Source organism: Exiguobacterium sp. SH31, assembly GCF_001816105.1.
GTDB lineage: Bacteria > Bacillota > Bacilli > Exiguobacteriales > Exiguobacteriaceae > Exiguobacterium > Exiguobacterium aurantiacum_A.
This window is the reverse complement of the sequence record NZ_LYTG01000012.1, coordinates 23,873-44,063: the sequence shown is the minus strand read 5'-3', so window position 1 is coordinate 44,063 and position 20,191 is coordinate 23,873. Positions and strand designations below refer to the sequence as shown.

25 protein-coding genes are annotated in these 20,191 nt (G+C 53.1%); 21 read left to right on the top strand and 4 right to left on the bottom strand.

Going from position 1 to position 20,191, the window contains the following annotated elements:
• Positions 1 to 17 precede the first annotated feature (17 nt).
• From A6395_RS02055 to A6395_RS02030, 6 genes are read left to right on the top strand one after another with little or no spacing between them, the layout of a single operon-like run.
• Positions 18 to 1,190, top strand: coding sequence for an ABC transporter substrate-binding protein (locus A6395_RS02055; protein ID WP_071397673.1), 1,173 nt, complete (start codon positions 18 to 20; stop codon positions 1,188 to 1,190).
• Positions 1,177 to 1,953, top strand: a complete 777-nt coding sequence (locus tag A6395_RS02050) for an ABC transporter permease (RefSeq protein ID WP_070327101.1) — start codon at positions 1,177 to 1,179, stop codon at positions 1,951 to 1,953. The genes A6395_RS02055 and A6395_RS02050 overlap by 14 nt, the downstream gene beginning before the upstream one ends.
• Complete coding sequence (locus A6395_RS02045; RefSeq protein ID WP_071397672.1) at positions 1,950 to 2,651, top strand: ABC transporter permease family protein; 702 nt, start codon at positions 1,950 to 1,952, stop codon at positions 2,649 to 2,651. The genes A6395_RS02050 and A6395_RS02045 overlap by 4 nt, the downstream gene beginning before the upstream one ends.
• Positions 2,648 to 3,532, top strand: coding sequence for an ABC transporter ATP-binding protein (locus A6395_RS02040; protein ID WP_071397671.1), 885 nt, complete (start codon positions 2,648 to 2,650; stop codon positions 3,530 to 3,532). Before A6395_RS02045 ends, A6395_RS02040 begins: the two co-directional genes overlap by 4 nt.
• Entirely contained in the window at positions 3,532 to 4,113 is a 582-nt protein-coding gene (locus A6395_RS02035) for a CDP-alcohol phosphatidyltransferase family protein (RefSeq protein WP_071397670.1), read from the top strand. Before A6395_RS02040 ends, A6395_RS02035 begins: the two co-directional genes overlap by 1 nt.
• On the top strand, positions 4,110 to 5,045 hold the full coding sequence (locus A6395_RS02030) for an NAD(P)/FAD-dependent oxidoreductase (RefSeq protein ID WP_071397669.1): 936 nt from the start codon (positions 4,110 to 4,112) through the stop codon (positions 5,043 to 5,045). The genes A6395_RS02035 and A6395_RS02030 overlap by 4 nt, the downstream gene beginning before the upstream one ends.
• Before the next feature lie 26 nt (positions 5,046 to 5,071).
• Here the strand turns inward: A6395_RS02030 and A6395_RS02025 are convergent, their stop codons facing one another.
• Positions 5,072 to 5,386: a thioredoxin family protein gene (locus A6395_RS02025; RefSeq protein ID WP_071397668.1), complete on the bottom strand. Its 315-nt coding sequence runs from the start codon at positions 5,384 to 5,386 to the stop codon at positions 5,072 to 5,074.
• Between the two features lie 126 nt (positions 5,387 to 5,512).
• Here A6395_RS02025 and A6395_RS02020 point away from each other — a divergent pair, with 126 nt between their 5' ends.
• Positions 5,513 to 6,052 (top strand): PadR family transcriptional regulator, encoded by a 540-nt coding sequence (locus tag A6395_RS02020; protein ID WP_071397683.1) that lies wholly within the window; start codon positions 5,513 to 5,515, stop codon positions 6,050 to 6,052.
• Positions 6,053 to 6,055: 3 nt separating this feature from the next.
• Here the strand turns inward: A6395_RS02020 and A6395_RS02015 are convergent, their stop codons facing one another.
• Positions 6,056 to 6,886: an aldo/keto reductase gene (locus A6395_RS02015; protein WP_233589551.1), complete on the bottom strand. Its 831-nt coding sequence runs from the start codon at positions 6,884 to 6,886 to the stop codon at positions 6,056 to 6,058.
• 77 nt (positions 6,887 to 6,963) lie between these two features.
• On the opposite strand from A6395_RS02015, the gene A6395_RS02010 reads away from it, so the two are divergent.
• Entirely contained in the window at positions 6,964 to 7,494 is a 531-nt protein-coding gene (locus A6395_RS02010) for an NUDIX domain-containing protein (RefSeq protein WP_071397666.1), read from the top strand.
• Between the two features lie 112 nt (positions 7,495 to 7,606).
• The gene (gene fur / locus A6395_RS02005; RefSeq protein ID WP_016509373.1) at positions 7,607 to 8,086 is read left to right on the top strand and encodes a ferric iron uptake transcriptional regulator; all 480 of its coding nucleotides are present in this window, start codon (positions 7,607 to 7,609) and stop codon (positions 8,084 to 8,086) included.
• A gap of 55 nt (positions 8,087 to 8,141) precedes the next feature.
• On the opposite strand, the gene A6395_RS02000 is transcribed toward fur, so the two are convergent.
• A complete protein-coding gene (locus tag A6395_RS02000; protein WP_071397665.1) occupies positions 8,142 to 8,522 on the bottom strand; it encodes a VOC family protein in 381 nt (126 codons plus the stop codon).
• A gap of 207 nt (positions 8,523 to 8,729) precedes the next feature.
• Between A6395_RS02000 and xerD the strand changes: the two genes are divergently transcribed.
• The 6 genes from xerD (at position 8,730) to A6395_RS01970 (ending at position 13,948) form a co-directional block, all read left to right on the top strand.
• Positions 8,730 to 9,614, top strand: a complete 885-nt coding sequence (xerD, locus tag A6395_RS01995; protein WP_016509359.1) for a site-specific tyrosine recombinase XerD — start codon at positions 8,730 to 8,732, stop codon at positions 9,612 to 9,614.
• Between the two features lie 21 nt (positions 9,615 to 9,635).
• Entirely contained in the window at positions 9,636 to 10,802 is a 1,167-nt protein-coding gene (deoB, locus tag A6395_RS01990) for a phosphopentomutase (RefSeq protein ID WP_071397664.1), read from the top strand.
• 13 nt (positions 10,803 to 10,815) lie between these two features.
• On the top strand, positions 10,816 to 11,625 hold the full coding sequence (locus A6395_RS01985; RefSeq protein ID WP_016509380.1) for a purine-nucleoside phosphorylase: 810 nt from the start codon (positions 10,816 to 10,818) through the stop codon (positions 11,623 to 11,625).
• Positions 11,626 to 11,653: 28 nt separating this feature from the next.
• Positions 11,654 to 12,955, top strand: coding sequence for a pyrimidine-nucleoside phosphorylase (locus tag A6395_RS01980; protein ID WP_071397663.1), 1,302 nt, complete (start codon positions 11,654 to 11,656; stop codon positions 12,953 to 12,955).
• Between the two features lie 106 nt (positions 12,956 to 13,061).
• Positions 13,062 to 13,502 (top strand): peptidylprolyl isomerase, encoded by a 441-nt coding sequence (locus A6395_RS01975; protein WP_035386247.1) that lies wholly within the window; start codon positions 13,062 to 13,064, stop codon positions 13,500 to 13,502.
• An 89-nt stretch (positions 13,503 to 13,591) separates the two neighbouring features.
• Positions 13,592 to 13,948 carry a GCN5 family acetyltransferase gene (locus A6395_RS01970; protein ID WP_070327113.1) on the top strand — a complete coding sequence of 119 codons (357 nt, stop codon included), beginning with the start codon at positions 13,592 to 13,594 and terminating at the stop codon, positions 13,946 to 13,948.
• Positions 13,949 to 13,958: 10 nt separating this feature from the next.
• Here the strand turns inward: A6395_RS01970 and A6395_RS01965 are convergent, their stop codons facing one another.
• On the bottom strand, positions 13,959 to 14,429 hold the full coding sequence (locus tag A6395_RS01965; protein ID WP_070327114.1) for a DUF309 domain-containing protein: 471 nt from the start codon (positions 14,427 to 14,429) through the stop codon (positions 13,959 to 13,961).
• Positions 14,430 to 14,508: 79 nt separating this feature from the next.
• Between A6395_RS01965 and A6395_RS01960 the strand changes: the two genes are divergently transcribed.
• From A6395_RS01960 to ccsB, 6 genes are all read left to right on the top strand, one after another.
• The gene (locus A6395_RS01960) at positions 14,509 to 15,276 is read left to right on the top strand and encodes a segregation and condensation protein A (protein ID WP_070327115.1); all 768 of its coding nucleotides are present in this window, start codon (positions 14,509 to 14,511) and stop codon (positions 15,274 to 15,276) included.
• A complete protein-coding gene (gene scpB, locus A6395_RS01955; protein ID WP_173647368.1) occupies positions 15,254 to 15,847 on the top strand; it encodes an SMC-Scp complex subunit ScpB in 594 nt (197 codons plus the stop codon). Before A6395_RS01960 ends, scpB begins: the two co-directional genes overlap by 23 nt.
• Positions 15,848 to 16,606 carry a pseudouridine synthase gene (locus tag A6395_RS01950; protein WP_071397662.1) on the top strand — a complete coding sequence of 253 codons (759 nt, stop codon included), beginning with the start codon at positions 15,848 to 15,850 and terminating at the stop codon, positions 16,604 to 16,606. It abuts the gene before it with no gap.
• A gap of 136 nt (positions 16,607 to 16,742) precedes the next feature.
• Positions 16,743 to 17,324 (top strand): redoxin domain-containing protein, encoded by a 582-nt coding sequence (locus A6395_RS01945; RefSeq protein ID WP_071397661.1) that lies wholly within the window; start codon positions 16,743 to 16,745, stop codon positions 17,322 to 17,324.
• 19 nt (positions 17,325 to 17,343) lie between these two features.
• Complete coding sequence (gene resB / locus A6395_RS01940) at positions 17,344 to 18,891, top strand: cytochrome c biogenesis protein ResB (RefSeq protein ID WP_071397660.1); 1,548 nt, start codon at positions 17,344 to 17,346, stop codon at positions 18,889 to 18,891.
• The gene (ccsB, locus tag A6395_RS01935) at positions 18,891 to 20,075 is read left to right on the top strand and encodes a c-type cytochrome biogenesis protein CcsB (RefSeq protein WP_071397659.1); all 1,185 of its coding nucleotides are present in this window, start codon (positions 18,891 to 18,893) and stop codon (positions 20,073 to 20,075) included. Before resB ends, ccsB begins: the two co-directional genes overlap by 1 nt.
• Positions 20,076 to 20,191: the final 116 nt, after the last annotated feature.

Below are 20,191 nucleotides of genomic sequence, written 5' to 3'. Positions count from 1 at the left end.
GAGAGAGGGGAAGTACGATGCGACGAATACGACAATTTGGGCTGCTGTTTGCGCTTGTTTTCCTCAGCGCCTGTGGGACGATGGGAGCAGACTTGGCCCCGACGTTTGACGAGGCGGTTCAAGAGGCTGAGCAAACGACGGTCAACTTTTACTTGTGGGGTGGGGACGACGGCATCAACCGTTACATCGATGACTACGTCGCACCGCGCCTGAAAGAAACATACGATATCGAGTTGAATCGCGTCCCGATGGACACGGCCGAATTTATTCGCCAACTATCACTCGATAAACGTTCGAACCGAGAGGCGGGCACGATCGACCTCATGTGGATCAATGGCGATAATTTTAGAAACGCGGCCGAGGCGGAGCTTCTACAAGGCGACCTGCTCGATAAAATCCCGAACGCAGCACTTTTGAACGAGACCGCGCAAGCGACCGACGCCGGGACGCCGACCGACGGACTCGAGGTGGCGTGGGGTAACGTTCAGTTCGTGCTGCACTATGATGCCGACAAAGTGACGAATCCTCCGGCGACGTTCGAAGAATTACATCGTTGGACCGAAGCAAATCCGGGTCGTTTCACGTATCCTGAAGTGACAGACTTCACCGGTAACGCGTTCGTCCGCCATCTGCTCTATGCCGAGTACGGGGAAACGATCCGGAGCGATCAAACGATCCCGGATGCATTTTGGGATGAACTCGCGACGTGGTCACCGAATCTGTGGAAACAAGGGGCGACGTATCCGAAGTCGCTCGCCCAACTCGATCAACTTTATGCGAAAGGTGACGTGTGGATGACGATGGGATTCAATGAGCGTCGTGCTGAGGCCGAGCGAAACGACGGCGTGTTTCCAGACGAGACGCGTGCACTCGTCCTCGACCATTCAATCGCCTCGACGCATTTTCTCGCGGTCCCGTTCAACGCAAGCAATCCGAACGGTGCCCTCGTCGTGATCAATGAATTGTTGTCACCGGAAGCTCAACTCGCCAAACAAGATGCGACGTATTGGGGAGACGGGACGTCGCTCGATTTGACGAAGCTTGAACGAGCGGACCGGGAAGCCTTCCTCAAGCTGGACACGGGCGTCACGTATCCAGACCCTGAACAACTTGCCGAACGTTCGATTGCCGACTTCGGACCGAGCGTGATCGATCAAGTTCGTGAGGGATGGTCCCGTGTCGCGAGGTAGCGTCGGCTTGAGCGTCATCGTCTTGTTGCTACCGCTCGCCGGTCTGGCGTTTCTAGCCGGTGAGACCGCTTCATTCGAATGGACGTCACTTTGGCGCGATGCGGCGTGGCGGGCGAGTTTAGCCGTCACGCTTTACGTGACGCTCGTCTCGACGACGATTTCGCTACTCATCGGGACGTGGTTGGCACGAACGGTCCGGATTCGAGAGGCGGTTTGGCTTTCAGCGCTGCTCAAATTGCCGATGTTCGTGCCGCATGTCGCAGGTGCGTATTTATTTTTGTTGTTGTTCTCGGGCGGTTTTCCGTTTTACGGGCTTGTGGAAGCGAACGAGCGCCATCACTTTGTCGTCATATTGACGTATGTGTGGAAAGAAGTGCCGTTCGTCTTTTTGATGATGCTCGGCACATACGGGCAACTGAATCGCGGCTATCTCGATATGGCGAAGACGCTCCAACTCACACGGTTCGAGCAGTTCAAAGTCGCGGAGTGGCCGTTTTTACTGAAGCCGCTCTTGGACTCGTTTTGGATTTTAGTGGCGTTCATCTCGTTCGCTTACGAGGTACCGGCCCTGCTCGGGGTCACATTCCCGGAGCTGCTCGGGGTGCTCGCATACGAACGGCTGACGACAGGGTTGTTTTTAAACGCGAATGAATCCTACGCGGTCGCACTCGTTTGGACACTATTGATCTCAGTCGGGGCTTTTGTATCGTATCTCGTTACGGCCAAACGAAGACGCCGGATTGAAAAAGGGGTGAGGCGATGAGTCGGGTCCTGATCATCAGTTTCATCTTGTTCCCGTTTCTCGGCTTACTCTTCGGTTTGCCTTCTCCGATCCGATTGGATGAAGTGCTCATGAACACGGTGTTCTACGTCATCAGTTTGGCCGTCATCAATGTCTGGCTCGGTCTTGGGACAGCGTGGTGGCTGATTTTTACAGAGTCGAGGTGGCGGACACTCGTCGAATGGCTCGTCTTTATCCCGTTGTTCATTCCGGTCATGGCGAGTATGTTCGGTATGTACATCGTGCTCGCGAACGTCGGGCTCGTCGGGACTTATGCCGGTGTCTTGCTCGTCTTGCTCGTCTCGACGCTCCCGTACTCGATCCGGCTCGCCTACAATGCGATGTATGTGATCGGACGCCCGCTCCTTGAGCAGACGATGACACTGCCGCCGCTGCCTCGATTTAGCATGGTGCTGTTTCCTTTGTTGGCGGCGACGATGCGGACGATCGTCTTGTTCTCGACGGTCATCGTTCTCGGTCAGTTCGTGCTCGTGCAATTGATCGGTGCAGGGCTCATCCCGACCGTCACGACACAACTGTATCAATCGTATGCGGGAAATGACGTTTCATTGGCACTACAAAACACGTGGGTCCTCATCTTGTTGCCGGTCTTGTTGTATATCGGTCTCGGAGGATTGTTTCGCGTATCGGTACGAATTATGAAGGAGCGGTTAAGATGAGTTTAGTCGTTACGGGAATACAAAAAAACTTTAAACAACGCGACGTGTTGAACGGGGTCGACCTGATCGTTGACAAGAAAGAGATCCATGCGCTTGTCGGGGTGAGCGGGTCCGGGAAGTCGACGTTGCTACGGATTATCGCTGGACTTGAGACGGCAGACACGGGGACGGTGACGTGGGACGGAGAGCCGCTCCTCGGGACGCCTCCTCACAAGCGGCGCATCACGATGCTGTCACAATCACCGCTTCTGTTCCCGCATCTGTCGGTCGGGGAGAACGTGACGCTCGCGACTCAAAATCGGTCCCGGGAGCAGGCAGAGGCGTGGCTTGACCGCGTCCGCCTTCCGGGCCGATATGACGATGACATCCACGAACTTTCCGGAGGCGAGCAACAGCGTGTCAGTTTTGCCCGTGCCCTTGCGGCCGAGCCGCGGCTCATTTTATTAGATGAGCCGTTCACGAATCTCGATCCGGATTTGAAGTACGAGTTGCAGCGGCTGATCCGGGACCTCGTCCAACAACTCGAGTTGACGGCGTTGCTCGTGACCCACGATCGGGAAGAAGCGATGCTCGTCGCCGATCGGGTGACGTTGCTCGAGGACGGCTTAGTCCTAGCGACGGGGACGCCAGGCGAACTATACGAGACTGAGCCGGCGTTTGGAGACTTTATCGAGCTTTCGGGTTCGTCTTATCCGGCGACGATGATGGAAGTGACGGAAGAAGTAGGCGAACCTGTCGTACTCGTCCGACAGTTGAATCGCTTCGGCAATCAGCTAGGCGAGTATCGCCTCGCGACGGGTACGTACATCATTCTCCCCCGGGATGAAGCGTTTCAGGTCGGGGAGACCTACTATTTGCGGAAGAAAAAAGGAGTGGTTTGATGCTAGACACGTACGGAAGCCGTTGGGTTCGTCCCATCGTTGAACGAGGGGCCGATCGGCTTCTAAAATGGAATTTCACACCGAATGAAGTGACAATCCTTGGAGGCGTCATTGGGATCTCGGTCGGGTTCTTTATTTATAATGACATGCTTTGGACAGCGGTCGCCCTGCTTTGGTTGTCGGGTCTTCTCGATGTCATTGACGGGACGATGGCGCGCCGCTCTCGGAAGACGGGGTTTGGCACAGTGCTCGACCTCGTCTTCGATCGCATCGTCGAGATCTCGGTCGTCGTCGCGCTGGCGCTTCGTTACCCTGAGCACATGCCGGTCTTTCTCTTCTTGCTCGGATCCTTCGTCGTTGCGATGACGCTGTTTCTCGCCGTCGGAGCCAGCAGTTCAAAACGTTCTGAGAAATCATTTTATTATCAACCGGGCCTCCTTGAACGGACGGAGTGCTTCATCTTGTTCACGCTCATGATTTTGTTCCCGTCGTGGATCGGGGTCGTCGCGACGCTGTTCCTCATCCTCGAAGTGTTCACGATCAGCCAACGCCTGTTGGAAGCACGGCGGATTTTACGATGAAGCCGCGGCTCGTCCTAGTCGGGCTCGGTCACGGACAACTTGAAATTTTAGCGCGGATCGAACAGTTGCGAGAACGGTACGAGGTCGGTTATGTCGGACTTGACGAAACGATTTATACCGGGGCGTTCCCCCAAGTGATCGCAAATGAGATGGCTTCGGCAGTCGTCAACTTGCGGCCGGACGTCACACCGGTCGCGAGCAGACTCGTCTCGCTCGACCCGGTCAAGCGAATCATCGAGACCGATCAAGGTATGATCGCTTACGATCATCTCGTGCTCGCGACAGGTGCGAAGAGCCGAGGGATCGGAACGGGATTGAAACCGATGACGGACGTAGCGATCGAACACATTCAAGCGAGCCGTGCGGTCACGATCGTCGGAGGGGGCAAAGCTGGTGTCGAGCTCGCTTTCGCTTGCGTGAGGTCGAAGCAACACGTCACGCTCTATGCGAAGCAGATTTTGCCCGACTTGCCGAAACGGGTCGGTCGTCACATTGCCCGTCGTCTCGTTGCAAGCGGGGTGACGCTGATCGCGCTACAGTATGAGGGTGGGGACGCACCAGACGGTCTTGTCCTTGACGCGACTGGAGTCGTGCCGGTCGAGTGGTGGCACCGCTCAGGCCTTGCCGAGGAAGGGTCGTTTATTCCGACCGACGCTTATTTGCGTCACACGACGTATCAAGATATTTACATCACCGGGGACATGGCAATGGGCTTGAACGGAGGCGTCGATGCGGTCCGATCGGGCCGTCACGTCGCGTCAGCGCTCCTCGGTGACGAAAAGCCATACAAACAGCGGACATCACTCAATATTTTATTGACGACCCCGGGACACGCCTTACTCACGTTTGGGCGCTTGACGTGGCACGGCCGGTGTTCGTACTGGATCAAGCGCCAAATCGACAGGCGCTACATGCAGAAATTCACGCACTAAAAAAGACGACCGCGGTCGTCTTTTGATTAGGCGTTCAACGTGTCGAGGAACGACCGAATTTGCATTTCCGTCTTCGCATGCGCCGAATGAAGGTGTTCTTGTTTGACGCCTTCTTTATAGAAGAGCAGTGACGGGATGCCACGGACTTCCTGCGTGTCAGACAGTTCAGGCAGTTCGTCGCGATCGACGACGTACCAGTTGAATTGCGGGTAGTCTTTGACGAGTTCGTCGACGTACATGTCGAGGCGGCGGCAGTCCGGGCACCACGACGTCGTGAAGATGACCATTCCTTTATCTTGAATGGCAGTTTGGAATTGTTGTTCAGATTGTATTGGTTTCATGATTGATCACTCCTTTATCTCATTGTCTGTGTCTTCGGTGCGCCCGTCAACCGATTGACATTCTCGGACTTACAAGAGATTGTGCTACACTTAAAAAAACTGAACTGCAAGGGAATGGTGATGGTTATGGCGTTACGTCATGCACTACTCGGGTTGTTGACCCATCAGCCTGCGACCGGCTACGCCTTGAACGCGACGTTCAAAGCGCAAATGATTCACTTTTGGCACGCCCATCATACACAGATTTATCGGGAGCTGTTAAAGATGGAAGACGAGCACCTCGTTTCGTCAGAGCATGTGACCCAACATGATCTTCCCGATAAGAAGATCTATTCGATCACAGCGACGGGACGTCAAGAGTTGATTGACTGGCTCAGACAACCGACGTCGTTTCAGCCGAAGATGAAAGATGAGAACCTGCTGCGCGTCAGCCTGCTGCAACTGCTCCCGCTCGACGAGGCGATCCGTTACGTCGAGGAGACGAAAACGCATCATGAACAAGTCGCACATCAAATTCGTGCGTTCCAAGCAGCCCATCAATCGGAAGCGGACACGCTCGGGTACTTATTGACGAGTGAATATGCGATCCGCATGATGGAAAACTATGCCGATTGGGCCGATTGGGCGATCGAACAAATGAAACAGCGCGATAAACATACGACCTGACGTTCAGGTCGTATGTTTTGTATACGGATGAATCGGTAGACGAGCCAGTAGTTTATCGAGTGCACGCTCATTGATGTCGTCATGATACGCGTCAATCGTCTGCTGCAACTGCTCAACAGAAGAAGCGCCAGGCAAGACGACGGCACACGTCCGTTTCGCGGCAGCGAGCGCATACGCTTGAATCGGGTGTGGCAACGTCGACAGGAGGTTGCGTAACTCGGGTTCGCTCCACGACTCGAAGCCCTTAGCGCTCAAGCGCTCGGACCATGCATCGGTCAACAGCCCTTTAGCGAGCGGTCCTCGACCGACGAGCGGAACGTCTTGCCCGAGTGATTCGATGCGGCGGTCGAGCAGTGAGTACGGTGTCATCAAGACATCGAGCTCCCCGTGCTCAAGCCAGTAGCGGATCACGTTCGGGCGAATCGAGGAGAGCCCGATTTGGCGGATGACCCCGGCCTGTTTTTGTCGGCGCATGAAATCGATCGTCGCGTCAAGGTCGTCTTCCATCGTTCCACCATGTACGTAATATAAGTCTAAGTAATCCGTCTGTAGTCGTTCGAGAGAACCGTGAAGCGCCTGTTCTAAATAGGAAGGGGCTGGGTTCCAGCGCATTCCGTCCTCGGTCCATTCATTCCCGCCTTTGCTCGTCAAAAACAAGTCGTCCCGCCGACCGGCGAACGTCTCACCGACGAGCCGTTCGACGTCGTGACGGTCATAGACGTCAGCCGTGTCAAAATGACGGATCCCTGACGTGTAAGCCGCCTCGAGAATCCGTCGGCCCTCATCGTCACCTTGTTTTAAAATCGACATCGTTCCTAGTCCGAGTTCTGCCATCGATAATTCCTCCTTGTTCCGTCGATTGATTTGACTCATAATTACAGTATATAAGAAAACGTGAGGAGTACATAACCATGGAAGAGAAAACGATTGAACGGGAAGTCATCTATCAAGGGAAGATTTTCGATGTCGAGAAGCATGTCGTCGCGCTCCCGAACGGAGGAACGTCGGTCCGAGAGCTTGTGTATCATAATGGGGCCGTCGCGATATTGTTGATCGATGAGGACGACAAAATTGTTCTCGTCGAGCAATACCGGAAAGCGTTCGAATCGATGTCACTCGAGATTCCGGCCGGGAAACTTGAAATCGGAGAAGAGCCGCTCGCGAGTGCGAAGCGTGAACTCGAGGAAGAGACCGGTTATAAAGCCGAGTCGCTTGAAAAGATGTTCTCGTTTTACGGGGCACCTGGATTTTGTAGTGAGCGCGTTGACGTGTTCGTCGCCAAAGGTTTGACGGCGGGAGCGATGAACCTAGACGAGGACGAATTTTTACAAGTCGAACGTTATACGTTCGAAGAAGCGGGCGAACTTTTAGCGAGTGGCCGGATCACCGATGCCAAGACGATTATGGCGATTCAATGGTGGCAATTATCTAAATTGAAATAATTCTAATCTGTAGTAGGTTGTGATAGACTTACATAGTAATGATTTTAATTTGAAAAATCGACGGAACTTCGGTATGCTTTGAATAGTGAATTATGTAAAGAGGGGGCGCCTTATGGAAACGCGAATTGAACGGATCAAACAGCAATTGAGCGCCAAAGGATATAAATTGACACCGCAACGAGAATCAACGGTCCGTATCTTGCTTGAGAATGAGACAGACCATCTAAGTGCAGAGAACGTGTTCATGCTCGTCAAGAGCATCGCACCCGAAATCGGTCTCGCGACCGTGTACCGGACACTCGAACTGTTGACCGAGCTCGGCGTCGTCGACAAAGTCAACTTCGGTGACGGTGTCGCCCGGTTCGACCTCAGACCAGAAGGGGCGAACCATTCGCACCATCACCTCGTCTGTGTCGAGTGCGGATCAGTCGAAGAGATCATGGAAGACCTGCTCGTCGACGTCGAGAAGAAAGTCGAGAGCAAGTATGAATTTTTAATCAAAGACCATCGTTTGACGTTCCATGGCATCTGTAAAGTGTGCCAAGCGAAAGGCGTCACGCTCGAAGGGCATAAAGCCGTCATTAACGGTTGACGAAACAAGGGAGGACAAGCCGAGCGGCTTGTCCTCCCTTATGTTCATCGTGCCGTCAAATCGTCAGTTCGATTTTGTTTCGTTCTGGATCGTGGACGACGCTCTCATAATAGCCGTCCCCGGTCAGACGCGGTCCATCGACGAGTTCATAGCCATCAGCCTGCAAGCGCGCCGTCAATTCGTCGACGGCCTCGGCGCTGCCTAATGCGAAGGCGACATGCGCCCAGCCGAGTGTCGGCATCGCTTCGCCTTGGATGTCCGACCGCGACATCAGCTCGAGGCGGCACGCTGATTCCGGAAACGTTAAAAAATACGATGCGAACTGTTTGTGCCGGTTCGTATATTTGTCGTTGGCGCTAGCACCAAAGTATGTCTCGTAAAAGCGACGCATCCGTTCGAGGTCATGGACCCATACGGCAACGTGTTCGATGTTCATCGTCATCACTCCTTTTCAACTACGTTCATCTTACCAGTGATACAGCGGGATTGTCAGTCGATTTCCTGGAGAAAACGGGCGTGAAATCGATGACAAAAAACTGTCAAAAAAACTTACAAAAAAATGAGGTCAGACGTCTTCACAACGGTTTACATAAGTGATATGATGTAAGCGTATTCAGGTGTAGCGAGGAAGGAGGGGGATGTCATGCGTTCGCAAGTCGAGTCGTTTTTACAATATATGACGGTTGAAAAAAGAATGTCCACCAACACGAGACAAGCCTATGCGAGCGATTTGACCCAGTACTTATCGACACTAACCCAACTTGGGGTGACCGAGTGGAATGAAGTCACGCGCTCACATATCGTCAAGCATTTAGAGGAACTGTCGCAAGCGGGTCGGGCCGCCTCGTCACTGCGACGAGCCGTCAGTTCGATTCGTACGTTTCATCATCATCTGAAGATGAGCGGCGGCGCCTCGACCGATCCGGCACTTTACTTAGAGACGCCGAAAGCGGAGCGGCATCTGCCGGACACGTGGTCGCAAGACGAAGTCGAGCGCTTGCTCGATAGCGTCCCGACGAACGATCCGCTCGCACTTCGGGATCGTGCCATGCTCGAACTGCTCTACGGGACAGGCATGCGCGTCAGCGAACTTCTCGGTCTTGATTTGGATGATTTACAGTTTGAACTGGGGTATTTACAGTGTGAAGGCAAAGGCGAGAGCGCCCGAATCATTCCGGTGTCGTCGGTCGCCCAAAATTTTGTCGAACGCTATATCCAGCAAGCGCGAAACGGCCTCGGTGGTCGGGAGACCGAAGCGTTGTTCTTGAACGGACGTGGCGGTCGGCTTAGCCGCCAAGGGTTTTGGAAAATCATCAAGCGACGGGCGAAAGACGCCGGCATCCCAAAAGAGATCACACCGCACGTGCTGCGTCACTCGTTCGCGACGCACTTGCTCGAGAATGGTGCCGATCTGCGCGCCATCCAGCAAATGCTCGGCCATGCCGATCTCTCCACCACTCAAATCTACACACATGTCAACAAGGCGCGGCTCCACGATGTGTACCGTAAGCATCACCCGCGGGCTTAGACGCTTAAAGGAGGAACTTTTGTGAAGAAATTTAAACGTATATTCTTAGTCGTCATGGACTCAGTCGGGATCGGGGAAGCCCCAGATGCCGACCAGTTCGGAGACGTCGGTTCAGACACGTTAGGTCACATCGCTCGTGAGCATGGCGGCTTGAACATGCCGAACATGGGCAAGCTCGGGTTAGCGAACATTAAACCGATCGAAGGCATCGAACCGTCAAGCGCGCCGAGCGCGTTCGGGCGGATGGAAGAAATTTCGGCCGGGAAAGATACGATGACTGGTCATTGGGAGATCATGGGTCTCCACATCGATACGCCGTTCCGTGTGTTCGAGGAATTCCCGGACGATTTAATCAACCGGCTCAAAGAGTTCAGTGGACGCGACATCATCGGCAACAAGCCGGCGTCAGGAACAGAAATTTTAGACGAGCTCGGTGAAGAGCATGTCACGACAGGCGCGTTGATCGTCTATACGTCGGCCGACTCGGTGCTACAAATCGCGGCCCACGAAGAAGTCGTCCCGCTCGAAGAACTGTACCGCATCTGTGAATATGCGCGCGACATCACGCGTGAAGATCCGTACATGCTCGGACGGATCATTGCCCGGCCGTTCCTCGGAACGCCTGGGGCTTGGGTCCGGACGTCAAACCGTCACGACTATGCGCTCAAACCGTTCGGCAAGACGGTCATGAACACGCTCGAAACAGCTGGCAAAGACGTGATTGCTCTCGGGAAGATCAGTGATATCTATGACGGAGAAGGCGTGACGAAAGCGGTCCGTACGAAGTCAAACATGGACGGGATGGACAAACTCGTCGCTTCGCTTGATGAGGAGTTCGAAGGGCTCTGCTTCTTGAACCTCGTCGACTTTGACGCATTGTTCGGCCATCGCCGGGATCCGGAAGGATATGCGGTCGCGCTCGAAGAGTATGACGCCCGTCTTCCTGAAGTGTTTGCTCGCTTGCGTGAAGATGACTTGCTGATCATCACGGCCGACCACGGTAACGATCCGACGGCACCAGGGACGGACCATACGCGGGAATATGTCCCGCTCATCGTTCATCACCACGGTTCGACTGCGGTCGACCTCGGCGTTCGCGCTACGTTCGCCGATATCGGCGCCACGGTGGCGGATAACTTTGATGTTGACGCACCAGCAATCGGAAACAGTTTCTTAAACGAAATTTGAGGAGGCACTACACATGGTAAATTGGAACGAAACAAAAGCATTTTTACAGGAACGCATGAACGGAACACCAGAAATCGGACTCATTCTCGGATCAGGTCTTGGCGTGCTCGCCGACGAGATTGAAAATCCGGTCGCGATTCCTTACGAAGATATTCCGCACTTCCCGGTCTCGACAGTCGAAGGTCATGCCGGACAGCTCGTCTTTGGTGACCTTGAAGGGAAACGTGTCGTTGCGATGCAAGGACGGTTCCATTTCTATGAAGGATATTCGATGGAACAAGTCACGTTCCCAGTCCGTGTCCTCAAATTGATCGGTGTCGAGACGCTCATCGTCACGAACGCCGCTGGTGCTTGCAACGAGGCGTTCAACCCGGGTGACTTGATGGTCATCACAGATCATATCAATTTCTTCGGCACGAGCCCGCTCATCGGCAAGAACGCGAGCGACTTCGGGACACGCTTCCCGGATATGTCAGAGGCGTACGACAAACAACTCGTCGCGTTGACAGAGCGGGTCGCGTCAGACCTCGGTCTCAAGATTCAAAAAGGCGTCTACTTCGGTAACACCGGTCCGACATATGAGACACCGGCCGAAGTCAAGATGGCCCGTCTGCTCGGCGGCGACGTCGTCGGCATGTCGACCGTACCGGAAGTCATCGTGGCTCGTCACTCAGACATGCGTGTCCTCGGAATTTCGTGCGTCTCGAACATGGCCGCAGGTATCCTTGACCAACCGCTCAACCATGAAGAAGTCATCGAGACGACAGAGCGCGTCCGTCAAGACTTCCTTTCACTCGTACGTGGCACGATTAAAAGCATGTAACTAAAACAATTCTAGGAGGACGAAACTTATGCGTATGGTCGACTTGATTTTGAAAAAACGTAACGGTGGAGAATTAAACGAACAGGAGATCCGTTACGTCGTGGAAGGCTTCACGAATGAGACGATTCCAGACTATCAAATGTCTGCTTTGTCGATGGCGATTTATTTCAATGGCATGACCGAGAAAGAGACGGCAGCGTTGACGATGGAAATGGTCAAGTCAGGTGACGTCATCGACCTTTCTAAAATTGAAGGGAAAAAAGTCGATAAGCACTCAACGGGTGGCGTAGGTGACAAGATCAGTTTGATCGTCGCCCCACTCGTCGCCTCGATCGGTATCCCGGTCGCTAAAATGAGCGGGCGCGGGCTCGGTCATACAGGTGGGACGATCGACAAGCTCGAATCATTCCCAGGGTTCAACGTCGAGTTGACAGAAGCTCAGTTCACGAAGCAAGTGAACGACATCAAGATGTCGATCATCGGGCAGACGGGCAACTTGACGCCGGCCGACAAACGTCTTTACGCGCTCCGCGACGTGACGGCGACGGTCGAGTCGATCCCGCTCATCGCGAGCTCGATCATGTCGAAGAAGATCGCGGCCGGTGCCGACAGCATCGTCCTTGACGTCAAGACAGGGTCTGGTGCGTTCATGAAGTCGTTCGACGACGCGAAAGCACTCGCTGAAGAGATGGTCGCCATCGGGAAGAACGTCGGTCGCAAGACGATCGCCGTCATCACCGATATGGACCAACCGCTCGGCTTTGAGATCGGGAACGCGAACGAAGTGAAAGAGGCGATTGAAGTATTGTCTGGGAAAGACGTCAAAGACTTGAAAACGATCGCACTCACGATTGCCGGTCATATGGCCGTCCTCGGTGAATTTTATAAGACGTTTGACGAAGCATACGCCGACCTTGAACGCCGGATGGCCGACGGTCACGCGCTTGAAGTATTCCGTCAGTTCGTCGCGGCACAAGGTGGGGACGCCTCACTCGTCGATGATGTGACTAAATTCCCGCAAGCGCAATTTGAGACGACGTTCGTCGCGAAGACAGCCGGTTACGTCGAATCGATCATCGCGGACGAGGTCGGTGTCGCAGCGATGCTCCTCGGAGCGGGACGGGCAACGAAGGACGACTTGATCGACTTCGCGGCCGGTATCACGCTCGAGAAGAAAGTCGGCGACAAAGTCGAGGCGGGTGACGTCATCGCGGTCCTTCGTTCAAACATCGAAGACATGTCTTCGGCACTTGAACGCATGGATCATGCTTACACGATTGGCGCCACTCAACCAGAGGCACGTCCGCTCGTCCACGCGGTCATCCAGTAAGTCAGAACGTCTGTTTCCACAAAACAGTGGAGGCAGACGTCTTTTTTTGATAAGATGGGTAATGTGAGTGATTATTGACTATATGAACATAAAGGGGTATTTCCATATGAAAAAAGGATCAATGAAATTAGAGAACGGTGAAATGATTGAATTTGATTTATTCCATGACGCAGCACCGATCACGGTCGACAACTTCGAAGAGCTCGCGAACCGCGGCTTCTACGACGGATTGACGTTCCACCGTGTCATCCCAGGCTTCGTCAGTCAAGGCGGATGCCCGGACGGAACAGGTATGGGCGGTTCAGGTAAAACGATCCCTTGTGAGACGTCGACTTCGTTCCCGTACAAACATGAAGCCGGCTCGCTTTCGATGGCACACGCTGGGCGCAACACGGGCTCATCACAGTTCTTTATCGTCCATGCGCCACAACCGCACCTTGATGGGGTTCATACTGTGTTCGGTAAAGTGACGTCAGGCCTTGAACACGCGGTCAAACTTCGCCAAGGCACGAAGATGGCTGAAGTCAAAGTTTGGGATGAGAATTGATTTCTGCCTAAACGTTATGGCACAATGAGCCATGTCTCTCACGTGTTCACTTCGTGAAACATGTCTGACTAAAGGTGGTGAGACCAGCCATGCTGGTGAAGTATAAACAATCGCACGAGAAGACGGCGATGGGGCTGCTCGCATTTTCATGTAGCGACAAGTCTCCGCTCGCCCTTCTCGAACTCGTACGGTCTTACGAGGAAGATGCTTCGAAGTTCCTCTACTTGTGGAAAGTCGAAGAAGACTTCGTCGGAATCATCGGGATGGAACAGCTTGAGACGACGATGTGCATCCATCATATCGCCTTGTCGCCTTCGTTCCGTGGCGAAAAACGTTCATATGAACTGCTCGATGAGACGCGGAACTTGTTACCGCTCGATTTGACGCTTGTCGGTCACGGGAAGACGAGTGACTTGCTCGATAAATGGAATCAAGTCTCGATATAAAAAGCTAGGCTCAGCGCCTAGCTTTTTGTCGTTGTTCTAGCGCGAGCAGACGCTCTTCAACGACGGGCGTCCGGTCACGGTGGATATGTTTATGGACGAGCTCGTCGAAAGTCAGGGAGGTCGGTTCGAACGTGGGTTTCAACCGGTCGATTTGTCGGCGTGTCGGCTCGTCTAGCGGGAGTGTGTCCGAGAGCGGCCAACGTTCCAAGTCGCGTGTGAACGCCTCCATGTCGATGCCGAGCGGTTCAAGAGCGCTTTTGGCCAAAGGAAGCTTTTGCTTCAATGCAGCGACGCTCTTGACGGCCCCGGCCGTATTGCCCCGGCGGAAGTGGTAGTGGGCGACGGCGTACTGGATCAAGACGGCATAGCCGAGATGTTCACGGTTCCCATCCTGCCACGCCTCTTCGAGCACCTCGTGGCACTCGAAATAATCGGCATGACATTCAAACAGCAATGTATACTGATAAAAAGGGGTAAGCATCAATTTTCTCCTTTCGTGGTCACTGTACTACAAAACATGTTATACTAAAGCGCAAAAATGTTAAATGGCAGGTGTCTCTATGGAAGCGTATAACGTCAAAATCGATACGTTCGAAGGCCCGCTCGACTTGTTGCTCCACTTGATCGGCAAGATGGAGCTCGATATCGCCGACATCTCTGTTTCCGAAGTCACGGACCAGTATGTCGCCTTTATCCGGACGATGCAAAAGTTTGAGCTCGATGTGGCCAGTGAATATTTGGTCATGGCGGCGACGTTGCTCCAATTAAAGAGCAAACAACTGTTGCCACCGGTCCCGATCGAGGACGATGAGATTCCGGATTTCGGCGAAGAGCCGACTCGGGAAGGGTTGATTCGACAGTTGATTGAATACAAAGCTTATAAAGAAGCGGTCGTCTTCATGCGCGAGCAAGAAGAGCAACGGCTCGAACTATATAGCCGTCCCGGCGAAGATTTGACACGGTACATGTCTGAACTGGTCCAACCTTACGATGGACCGCTCAACTTTTCAGATTTGTTGCACGCCTATTCAAAGATGGTCGAGCGGAAGCGTTGGAAAGAACGGCGTAAAAAGACGATCAAGCGGGAAGAGCGGACGCTCGAACAGCAGATGACCCGTTTGCATGAACATGTGTCGGCGAACCGGAACACGTCGTTCTTTGCATTCTTCGAAGAACGGCCGGACGTGTCCGACCTCGTCGTCACGTTCATGGCGCTGCTTGAGTTGATTAAGTTACGAGTCGTCACGACAAAGCAAGTCGACCGAGATATTCACATTTCGTTTGTCGAAGCGTCAAAGGAAAGGGATGAAGCCGTTGTTGTCTTATGAAACGATCATTGAAAGCCTATTGTTTGTCGTCGGAGAAGAGGGCATGGAAGTCCGGGCGCTAGCAGATACGCTCGATATTTCTGAGGCCGCTGCCCGCGAACAATTGAATAAGCTAGGAGCGTCGTTCACGGATTCGGGGCGTCCGTTTCAATTGATCGAATCGGGCGGCGTGTACAAGCTTGTGACGATCCCGGACGTGTCCGAGTACATTCAACGGTATGTCGGGACGATGGCCGAACAGGCGCTGTCTCGTGCGGCCATGGAGACGCTCGTCATCATCGCCTACAAGCAGCCGGTCACACGGGCCGATATCGAGGAAGTCCGCGGTGTCAAAGTCGAACGCGTCATTCATACGTTGTTGTCAAAAGGGCTGATTGAATCAGCCGGCCGGGCGAAGACGATCGGGCGCGCGAAACTGTACCGGACGACCGAGCATTTCCTTGACCATTTCGGATTCAATTCACTCGAGGAGTTGCCACCATTAACGTTTGTTGACGAGTTGGCAGACGAAGGCGATCTGTTCTTCGGCCAGCCAACTTCGATTACGGAAGATAGATTGGAGAATGATTAAATGGAACGTTTACAAAAAGTGATTGCCCAAGCGGGTATCGCCTCACGACGCAAAGCCGAAGAAATGATTTTAGACGGACGGGTTCGCATTAACGGCAAAGTCGTTCGTGAACTCGGGACGAAAGTCGGACCGAAGTCGGAGATTGAAGTCGACGGCGTCAAAATCGAACAGGAAGAACACGTCTACTACGTGCTCTACAAACCGAGCGGCTACGTGTCGACGGTCGACGATGATAAAGGACGCAAAGTCGTTACCGATCTCGTCCCACCAGGGTCACGTGTCTTCCCGGTCGGTCGTCTCGATTACAATACGACGGGACTCATCATCTTGACGAACGACGGAGAATTCTCGAACATGATGACTCATCCGAAGTTCAAAATCCCGAAACGTTACGTCGCGAAAGTGAAAAACATCCCTTCGTATATCGCCATCAAGCAGCTCGAGTCAGGCTTAGAGCTCGATGACGGTTATAAGACGGGCAGCGCGAAAGTCAGAATGAAGACAGTCGACCATAAGAAGAACTCGGCGATTCTCGAAATCGTCATTTCGGAAGGGCACAACCGTCAGATTCGACGCATGCTCGAAGCAGTCGGTTCGGAAGTCATCAAACTGAAACGCGAACAGTTCGGTTTCTTGACGCTCGACGGACTCACGACAGGCGACTGGCGCGAGTTGTCACGCAAGGAAGTGAGCAAGCTCCGTGAGCTCGCGAACCCGGTCGTGCCAAATGAACCACGAGGCAAGAAAAAGAAAAAATAACAAGTTAAAAATCGTCCTTACACAGGATGATTTTTTCTTTTGTGGAGATTCTGTGACAAAAAGATGAAAAAAGTCTGTTAATGTGCGTTATCGTTGTTTTTTCAGTACAATAGCAACTGAAGGATGGTGTGAAATCATGACGAAAGAGACGAAACAAGGCGATCGGATGAATCAAGCGATGGCCCATAAGAAAAAGCGGTCATTTTGGCGACTCATGATTATGACGATGGTGCTGTTTGCCGGTGCGGTCGTCATCATGCAATTGATCGAGCAGGCCGGGAACGATGGCCGGGTCGAGGCCGGAGACGACGCGCCGAACTTTAAACTTGTCAGTCTTGACGGTGCGACGATGGTCGAGCGCGAAACGTATGATGGGAAAGGGATGCTGTTAAATTTCTGGGGTACGTTCTGTGAACCGTGCGAGAAAGAGATGCCGGTCGTACAAGACAACTATGCCACGCTTCAAAATATGGGCGTGGATTTTTGGGCCGTGAACGTCGGTGAGACGCCGCTGCGGGTCGACAACTTTATCAATGACCTCGGCGTCGAACTCGACTATCCGATCTTGATGGATACACGTAGCGAAGTCGAGAAGGCGTACGGCATTTATAACTTACCGGTGACGTTCGTCATCGATGCCGACGGAAAAGTCATTGAAAAGTATGAAGGCGAACTCACGAAAGAGAAACTGTTAGAGTTAGCCGAGAAGTCATTGTAAGCGAACGGGGGGCGCACACATGCTAGATATGAAATACGACGGCGCCGATTTACGGTCGAAGCGTCGTCCGAGATCTTGGATTGACCGTGTCTGGAGTTTCTTTGCATCGGTCAAAGTCGGTCTTTGGTTGATTGGACTCATTATCGTCGGCTCTGCGGTCGGGACGACATTTCCGCAAGAGATGTATATTCCGCAACAATTGCCGGCAAGTCAATACTATACCGAAGAATATGGCACGCCAGGAACGATTTATTACACGTTAGGATTCCATAACTTATATACGTCGTGGTGGTACATCACGTTGATCGTGATGCTGACGTTGTCACTGATCGTCGTCTCGATCGATCGATTCTTTCCGTTGTATAAAGCGTTGAAATATCAACCGGTCCGACGCACCGACCGCTTCATGCGCGGGCAACGCCTGATCGGTGAAGGTAAAGGGACGGACGAACAGATCGACGCGCTCGGTGAGGCGTTGAAGTCTAAGCGTTATCATGTAAAACGCGACGGCGATGCGCTACTCGCCGAGAAGTATCGGTTTGGTCGTTGGGGCCCATACATCAACCACATCGGGCTTGTCATCTTCTTTATGGGGGCGATGCTCCGTGTCTTCCCGGCATTTCACACCGATACGCTCGAATGGGTGAGAGAAGGGGACACGGTCGCGCTCGAGGCGACCGATGACACGTATTACATTCGTAACGATCAGTTCATCCTCGAGATGTATGATCCAGAAAATAATGCGGAGGACGCCAAGTTCGCCGAAGCGATTGAAAAAGCCGGTGCTGTCCCGAAAAACTATGAGACGGAACTGACACTGTTCAAGAAGACCGGAACGAACGAGGACGGATCGCCGCAACTCGAGGAAGTCGAAACCGGTTCGACGAAAGTGAACCATCCGTTCAAATTTGATAAGTACGAAGTGTATCAGGAACAGTATTCAAGCCGACCGGAGTTTTTGTCGATGTCGTTTAACGTCGGTGACAAACAGACAGGTGACATATACGGACCGTTCACGGTTGACTTGACGGACCCTGAGACGACATACGATCTCGGCGAGGTGACGGTGACGCTCAACGACTTGTATCCGGACTTTGAAGTTCGAAACGGACAGCCGGATACGAAATCACCACGGGCGTTGAACCCTGCTTTCTTCTTAGCGGTCGAGAACCCGGATGGGACGACCGAATCGAACTTGATCGGGATTCGATTGAACGTTGCCGATGAAGACAATCGTTACGCGATCCAGTTCGCAGGAACGGAAATGGCGAGTACGAGCGGACTTCGGGTCAAGAGCGACTCGACGTATCCGATTTTAATTGTCGGTGGGACGATCTTCATGATCGGGATCATTATGGGGATGTATTGGCCGCACCGCCGGGTCTGGATCCGACGTCATAACGAGACGGACGTGCTCGTGGCTGGATTCACGAACAAGAACCCGTCGTCGCTTCACCGCGAGATCACACCGCTCCTAGAAAAAAATGGGCTGCCGATTTGGGAAGACCAGGCTCGGTTCGAAAAAAAGGCAGACATCGACTCAACTAAAGAAAGAGGGGAATCATAATGGAGTGGATTCAGTGGAGCAGCCGCCTGCTCTTGATCGCGTTCATTCTTTACGCCGTGGCGACCGTGTTGTTCACAATCGCGGTCAGCGGCATGCGCAAAGACCGAAACGTCAACCGGATCGCTTACGGTAAGTATGCGTTCACGCTAGCCGTCATCGGCTTTGTCGCCCAAATGGGATATTTTATCATGCGTTGGATCGGGGTCGGCTACGCGCCGGTCTCTAACCTTTACGAGTATACGACATTCTTCGGAATGATGATGGTGCTCGGTTTTCTCGTCGTCTACGGGATATATAAAAACGATGTGCTCGGCTTGTTCGCCATGCCGGTGGCGCTTCTTGTCATCGCGTTCGCATCGATGTTCTCAAGCGAAGTGGCACCGCTCATTCCGGCATTGAACAGTGTCTGGTTGAAAATTCACGTCACGACGGCCGCGCTCGGTCAAGGGATTCTCGCCATCAGTTTCGCCTCGGGCTTGATCTTCTTGCTCAACGAGACGTCGATGCGCGAACAATCGAAATCGCGCACATGGCTAGAAGTGACGATGTTCGTCCTCATGTGCACGCTCGGCTTCATCCTCGTATCGATGCTGTTTAAAGCAATCGGTGCCGGCGGTGTCGTCGAATTTACGAATGACCGCGGTACGCAAGAGTCGTACGAATACTTCATGCCGATCTTGTTCGTACCGGAAGGCGCACAACTGTTATCAGGTGCGAGTGGACTATCGCTCGAATTGCCGACGTTCATCAATACGTTGAAGTTGAACACGTTGCTCTGGTCGGTTATCGCTGGCGCCGTCATTTACCTCGTGCTCCGGTTCGTCGTCTTACGCAAACGTATTGCGGAAGCGTTGCAACCGCTCGCGAAGAAAGTCGATCTTGACCTCGCGGACGAGATCAGCTACCGTTCGATCGCGATCGGGTTGCCGGTCTTCATCCTCGGGGGGCTCATCTTCGCCATGATTTGGGCGCAGATTGCCTGGAACCGTTTCTGGGGCTGGGACCCGAAAGAAGTATGGGCGCTCATCACGATGCTCATCTATATTTATTACTTGCATATGCGCATCCAGCGGGGCTGGACGGGGACGAAAGCAGCATGGCTCTGTGTCGGCGGATTCGCCGTCATCATGTTCAACTTAGTGTTCGTCAACCTCGTCATCGCCGGATTACATTCATACGCTTGATGAAAAAGAAGTCACTTCGGTGGCTTCTTTTTCGTAAGGGCATACAACTCACCGTTGTTAAGCGAAATAATAGAGTGGTATAGTTATGAAAGAGAGCGAAATGTTCACAATTGTGC

Bases quoted from the DNA above. Each gene is read 5' to 3' on its own strand.
- A6395_RS02055 (WP_071397673.1), top strand. From the start codon at position 18: ATGCGACGAATACGACAATTTGGGCTGCTGTTTGCGCTTGTTTTCCTC.
- A6395_RS02045 (WP_071397672.1), top strand. From the start codon at position 1,950: ATGAGTCGGGTCCTGATCATCAGTTTCATCTTGTTCCCGTTTCTCGGC.
- A6395_RS02040 (WP_071397671.1), top strand. From the start codon at position 2,648: ATGAGTTTAGTCGTTACGGGAATACAAAAAAACTTTAAACAACGCGAC.
- A6395_RS02035 (WP_071397670.1), top strand. From the start codon at position 3,532: ATGCTAGACACGTACGGAAGCCGTTGGGTTCGTCCCATCGTTGAACGA.
- A6395_RS02030 (WP_071397669.1), top strand. From the start codon at position 4,110: ATGAAGCCGCGGCTCGTCCTAGTCGGGCTCGGTCACGGACAACTTGAA.
- A6395_RS02025 (WP_071397668.1), bottom strand. From the start codon at position 5,386: ATGAAACCAATACAATCTGAACAACAATTCCAAACTGCCATTCAAGAT.
- A6395_RS02020 (WP_071397683.1), top strand. From the start codon at position 5,513: ATGGCGTTACGTCATGCACTACTCGGGTTGTTGACCCATCAGCCTGCG.
- A6395_RS02015 (WP_233589551.1), bottom strand. From the start codon at position 6,886: ATGGCAGAACTCGGACTAGGAACGATGTCGATTTTAAAACAAGGTGAC.
- A6395_RS02010 (WP_071397666.1), top strand. From the start codon at position 6,964: ATGGAAGAGAAAACGATTGAACGGGAAGTCATCTATCAAGGGAAGATT.
- fur (WP_016509373.1), top strand. From the start codon at position 7,607: ATGGAAACGCGAATTGAACGGATCAAACAGCAATTGAGCGCCAAAGGA.
- A6395_RS02000 (WP_071397665.1), bottom strand. From the start codon at position 8,522: ATGAACATCGAACACGTTGCCGTATGGGTCCATGACCTCGAACGGATG.
- xerD (WP_016509359.1), top strand. From the start codon at position 8,730: ATGCGTTCGCAAGTCGAGTCGTTTTTACAATATATGACGGTTGAAAAA.
- A6395_RS01985 (WP_016509380.1), top strand. From the start codon at position 10,816: ATGGTAAATTGGAACGAAACAAAAGCATTTTTACAGGAACGCATGAAC.
- A6395_RS01980 (WP_071397663.1), top strand. From the start codon at position 11,654: ATGCGTATGGTCGACTTGATTTTGAAAAAACGTAACGGTGGAGAATTA.
- A6395_RS01975 (WP_035386247.1), top strand. From the start codon at position 13,062: ATGAAAAAAGGATCAATGAAATTAGAGAACGGTGAAATGATTGAATTT.
- A6395_RS01970 (WP_070327113.1), top strand. From the start codon at position 13,592: ATGCTGGTGAAGTATAAACAATCGCACGAGAAGACGGCGATGGGGCTG.
- A6395_RS01965 (WP_070327114.1), bottom strand. From the start codon at position 14,429: ATGCTTACCCCTTTTTATCAGTATACATTGCTGTTTGAATGTCATGCC.
- A6395_RS01960 (WP_070327115.1), top strand. From the start codon at position 14,509: ATGGAAGCGTATAACGTCAAAATCGATACGTTCGAAGGCCCGCTCGAC.
- scpB (WP_173647368.1), top strand. From the start codon at position 15,254: ATGAAGCCGTTGTTGTCTTATGAAACGATCATTGAAAGCCTATTGTTT.
- A6395_RS01950 (WP_071397662.1), top strand. From the start codon at position 15,848: ATGGAACGTTTACAAAAAGTGATTGCCCAAGCGGGTATCGCCTCACGA.
- A6395_RS01945 (WP_071397661.1), top strand. From the start codon at position 16,743: ATGACGAAAGAGACGAAACAAGGCGATCGGATGAATCAAGCGATGGCC.
- resB (WP_071397660.1), top strand. From the start codon at position 17,344: ATGCTAGATATGAAATACGACGGCGCCGATTTACGGTCGAAGCGTCGT.
- ccsB (WP_071397659.1), top strand. From the start codon at position 18,891: ATGGAGTGGATTCAGTGGAGCAGCCGCCTGCTCTTGATCGCGTTCATT.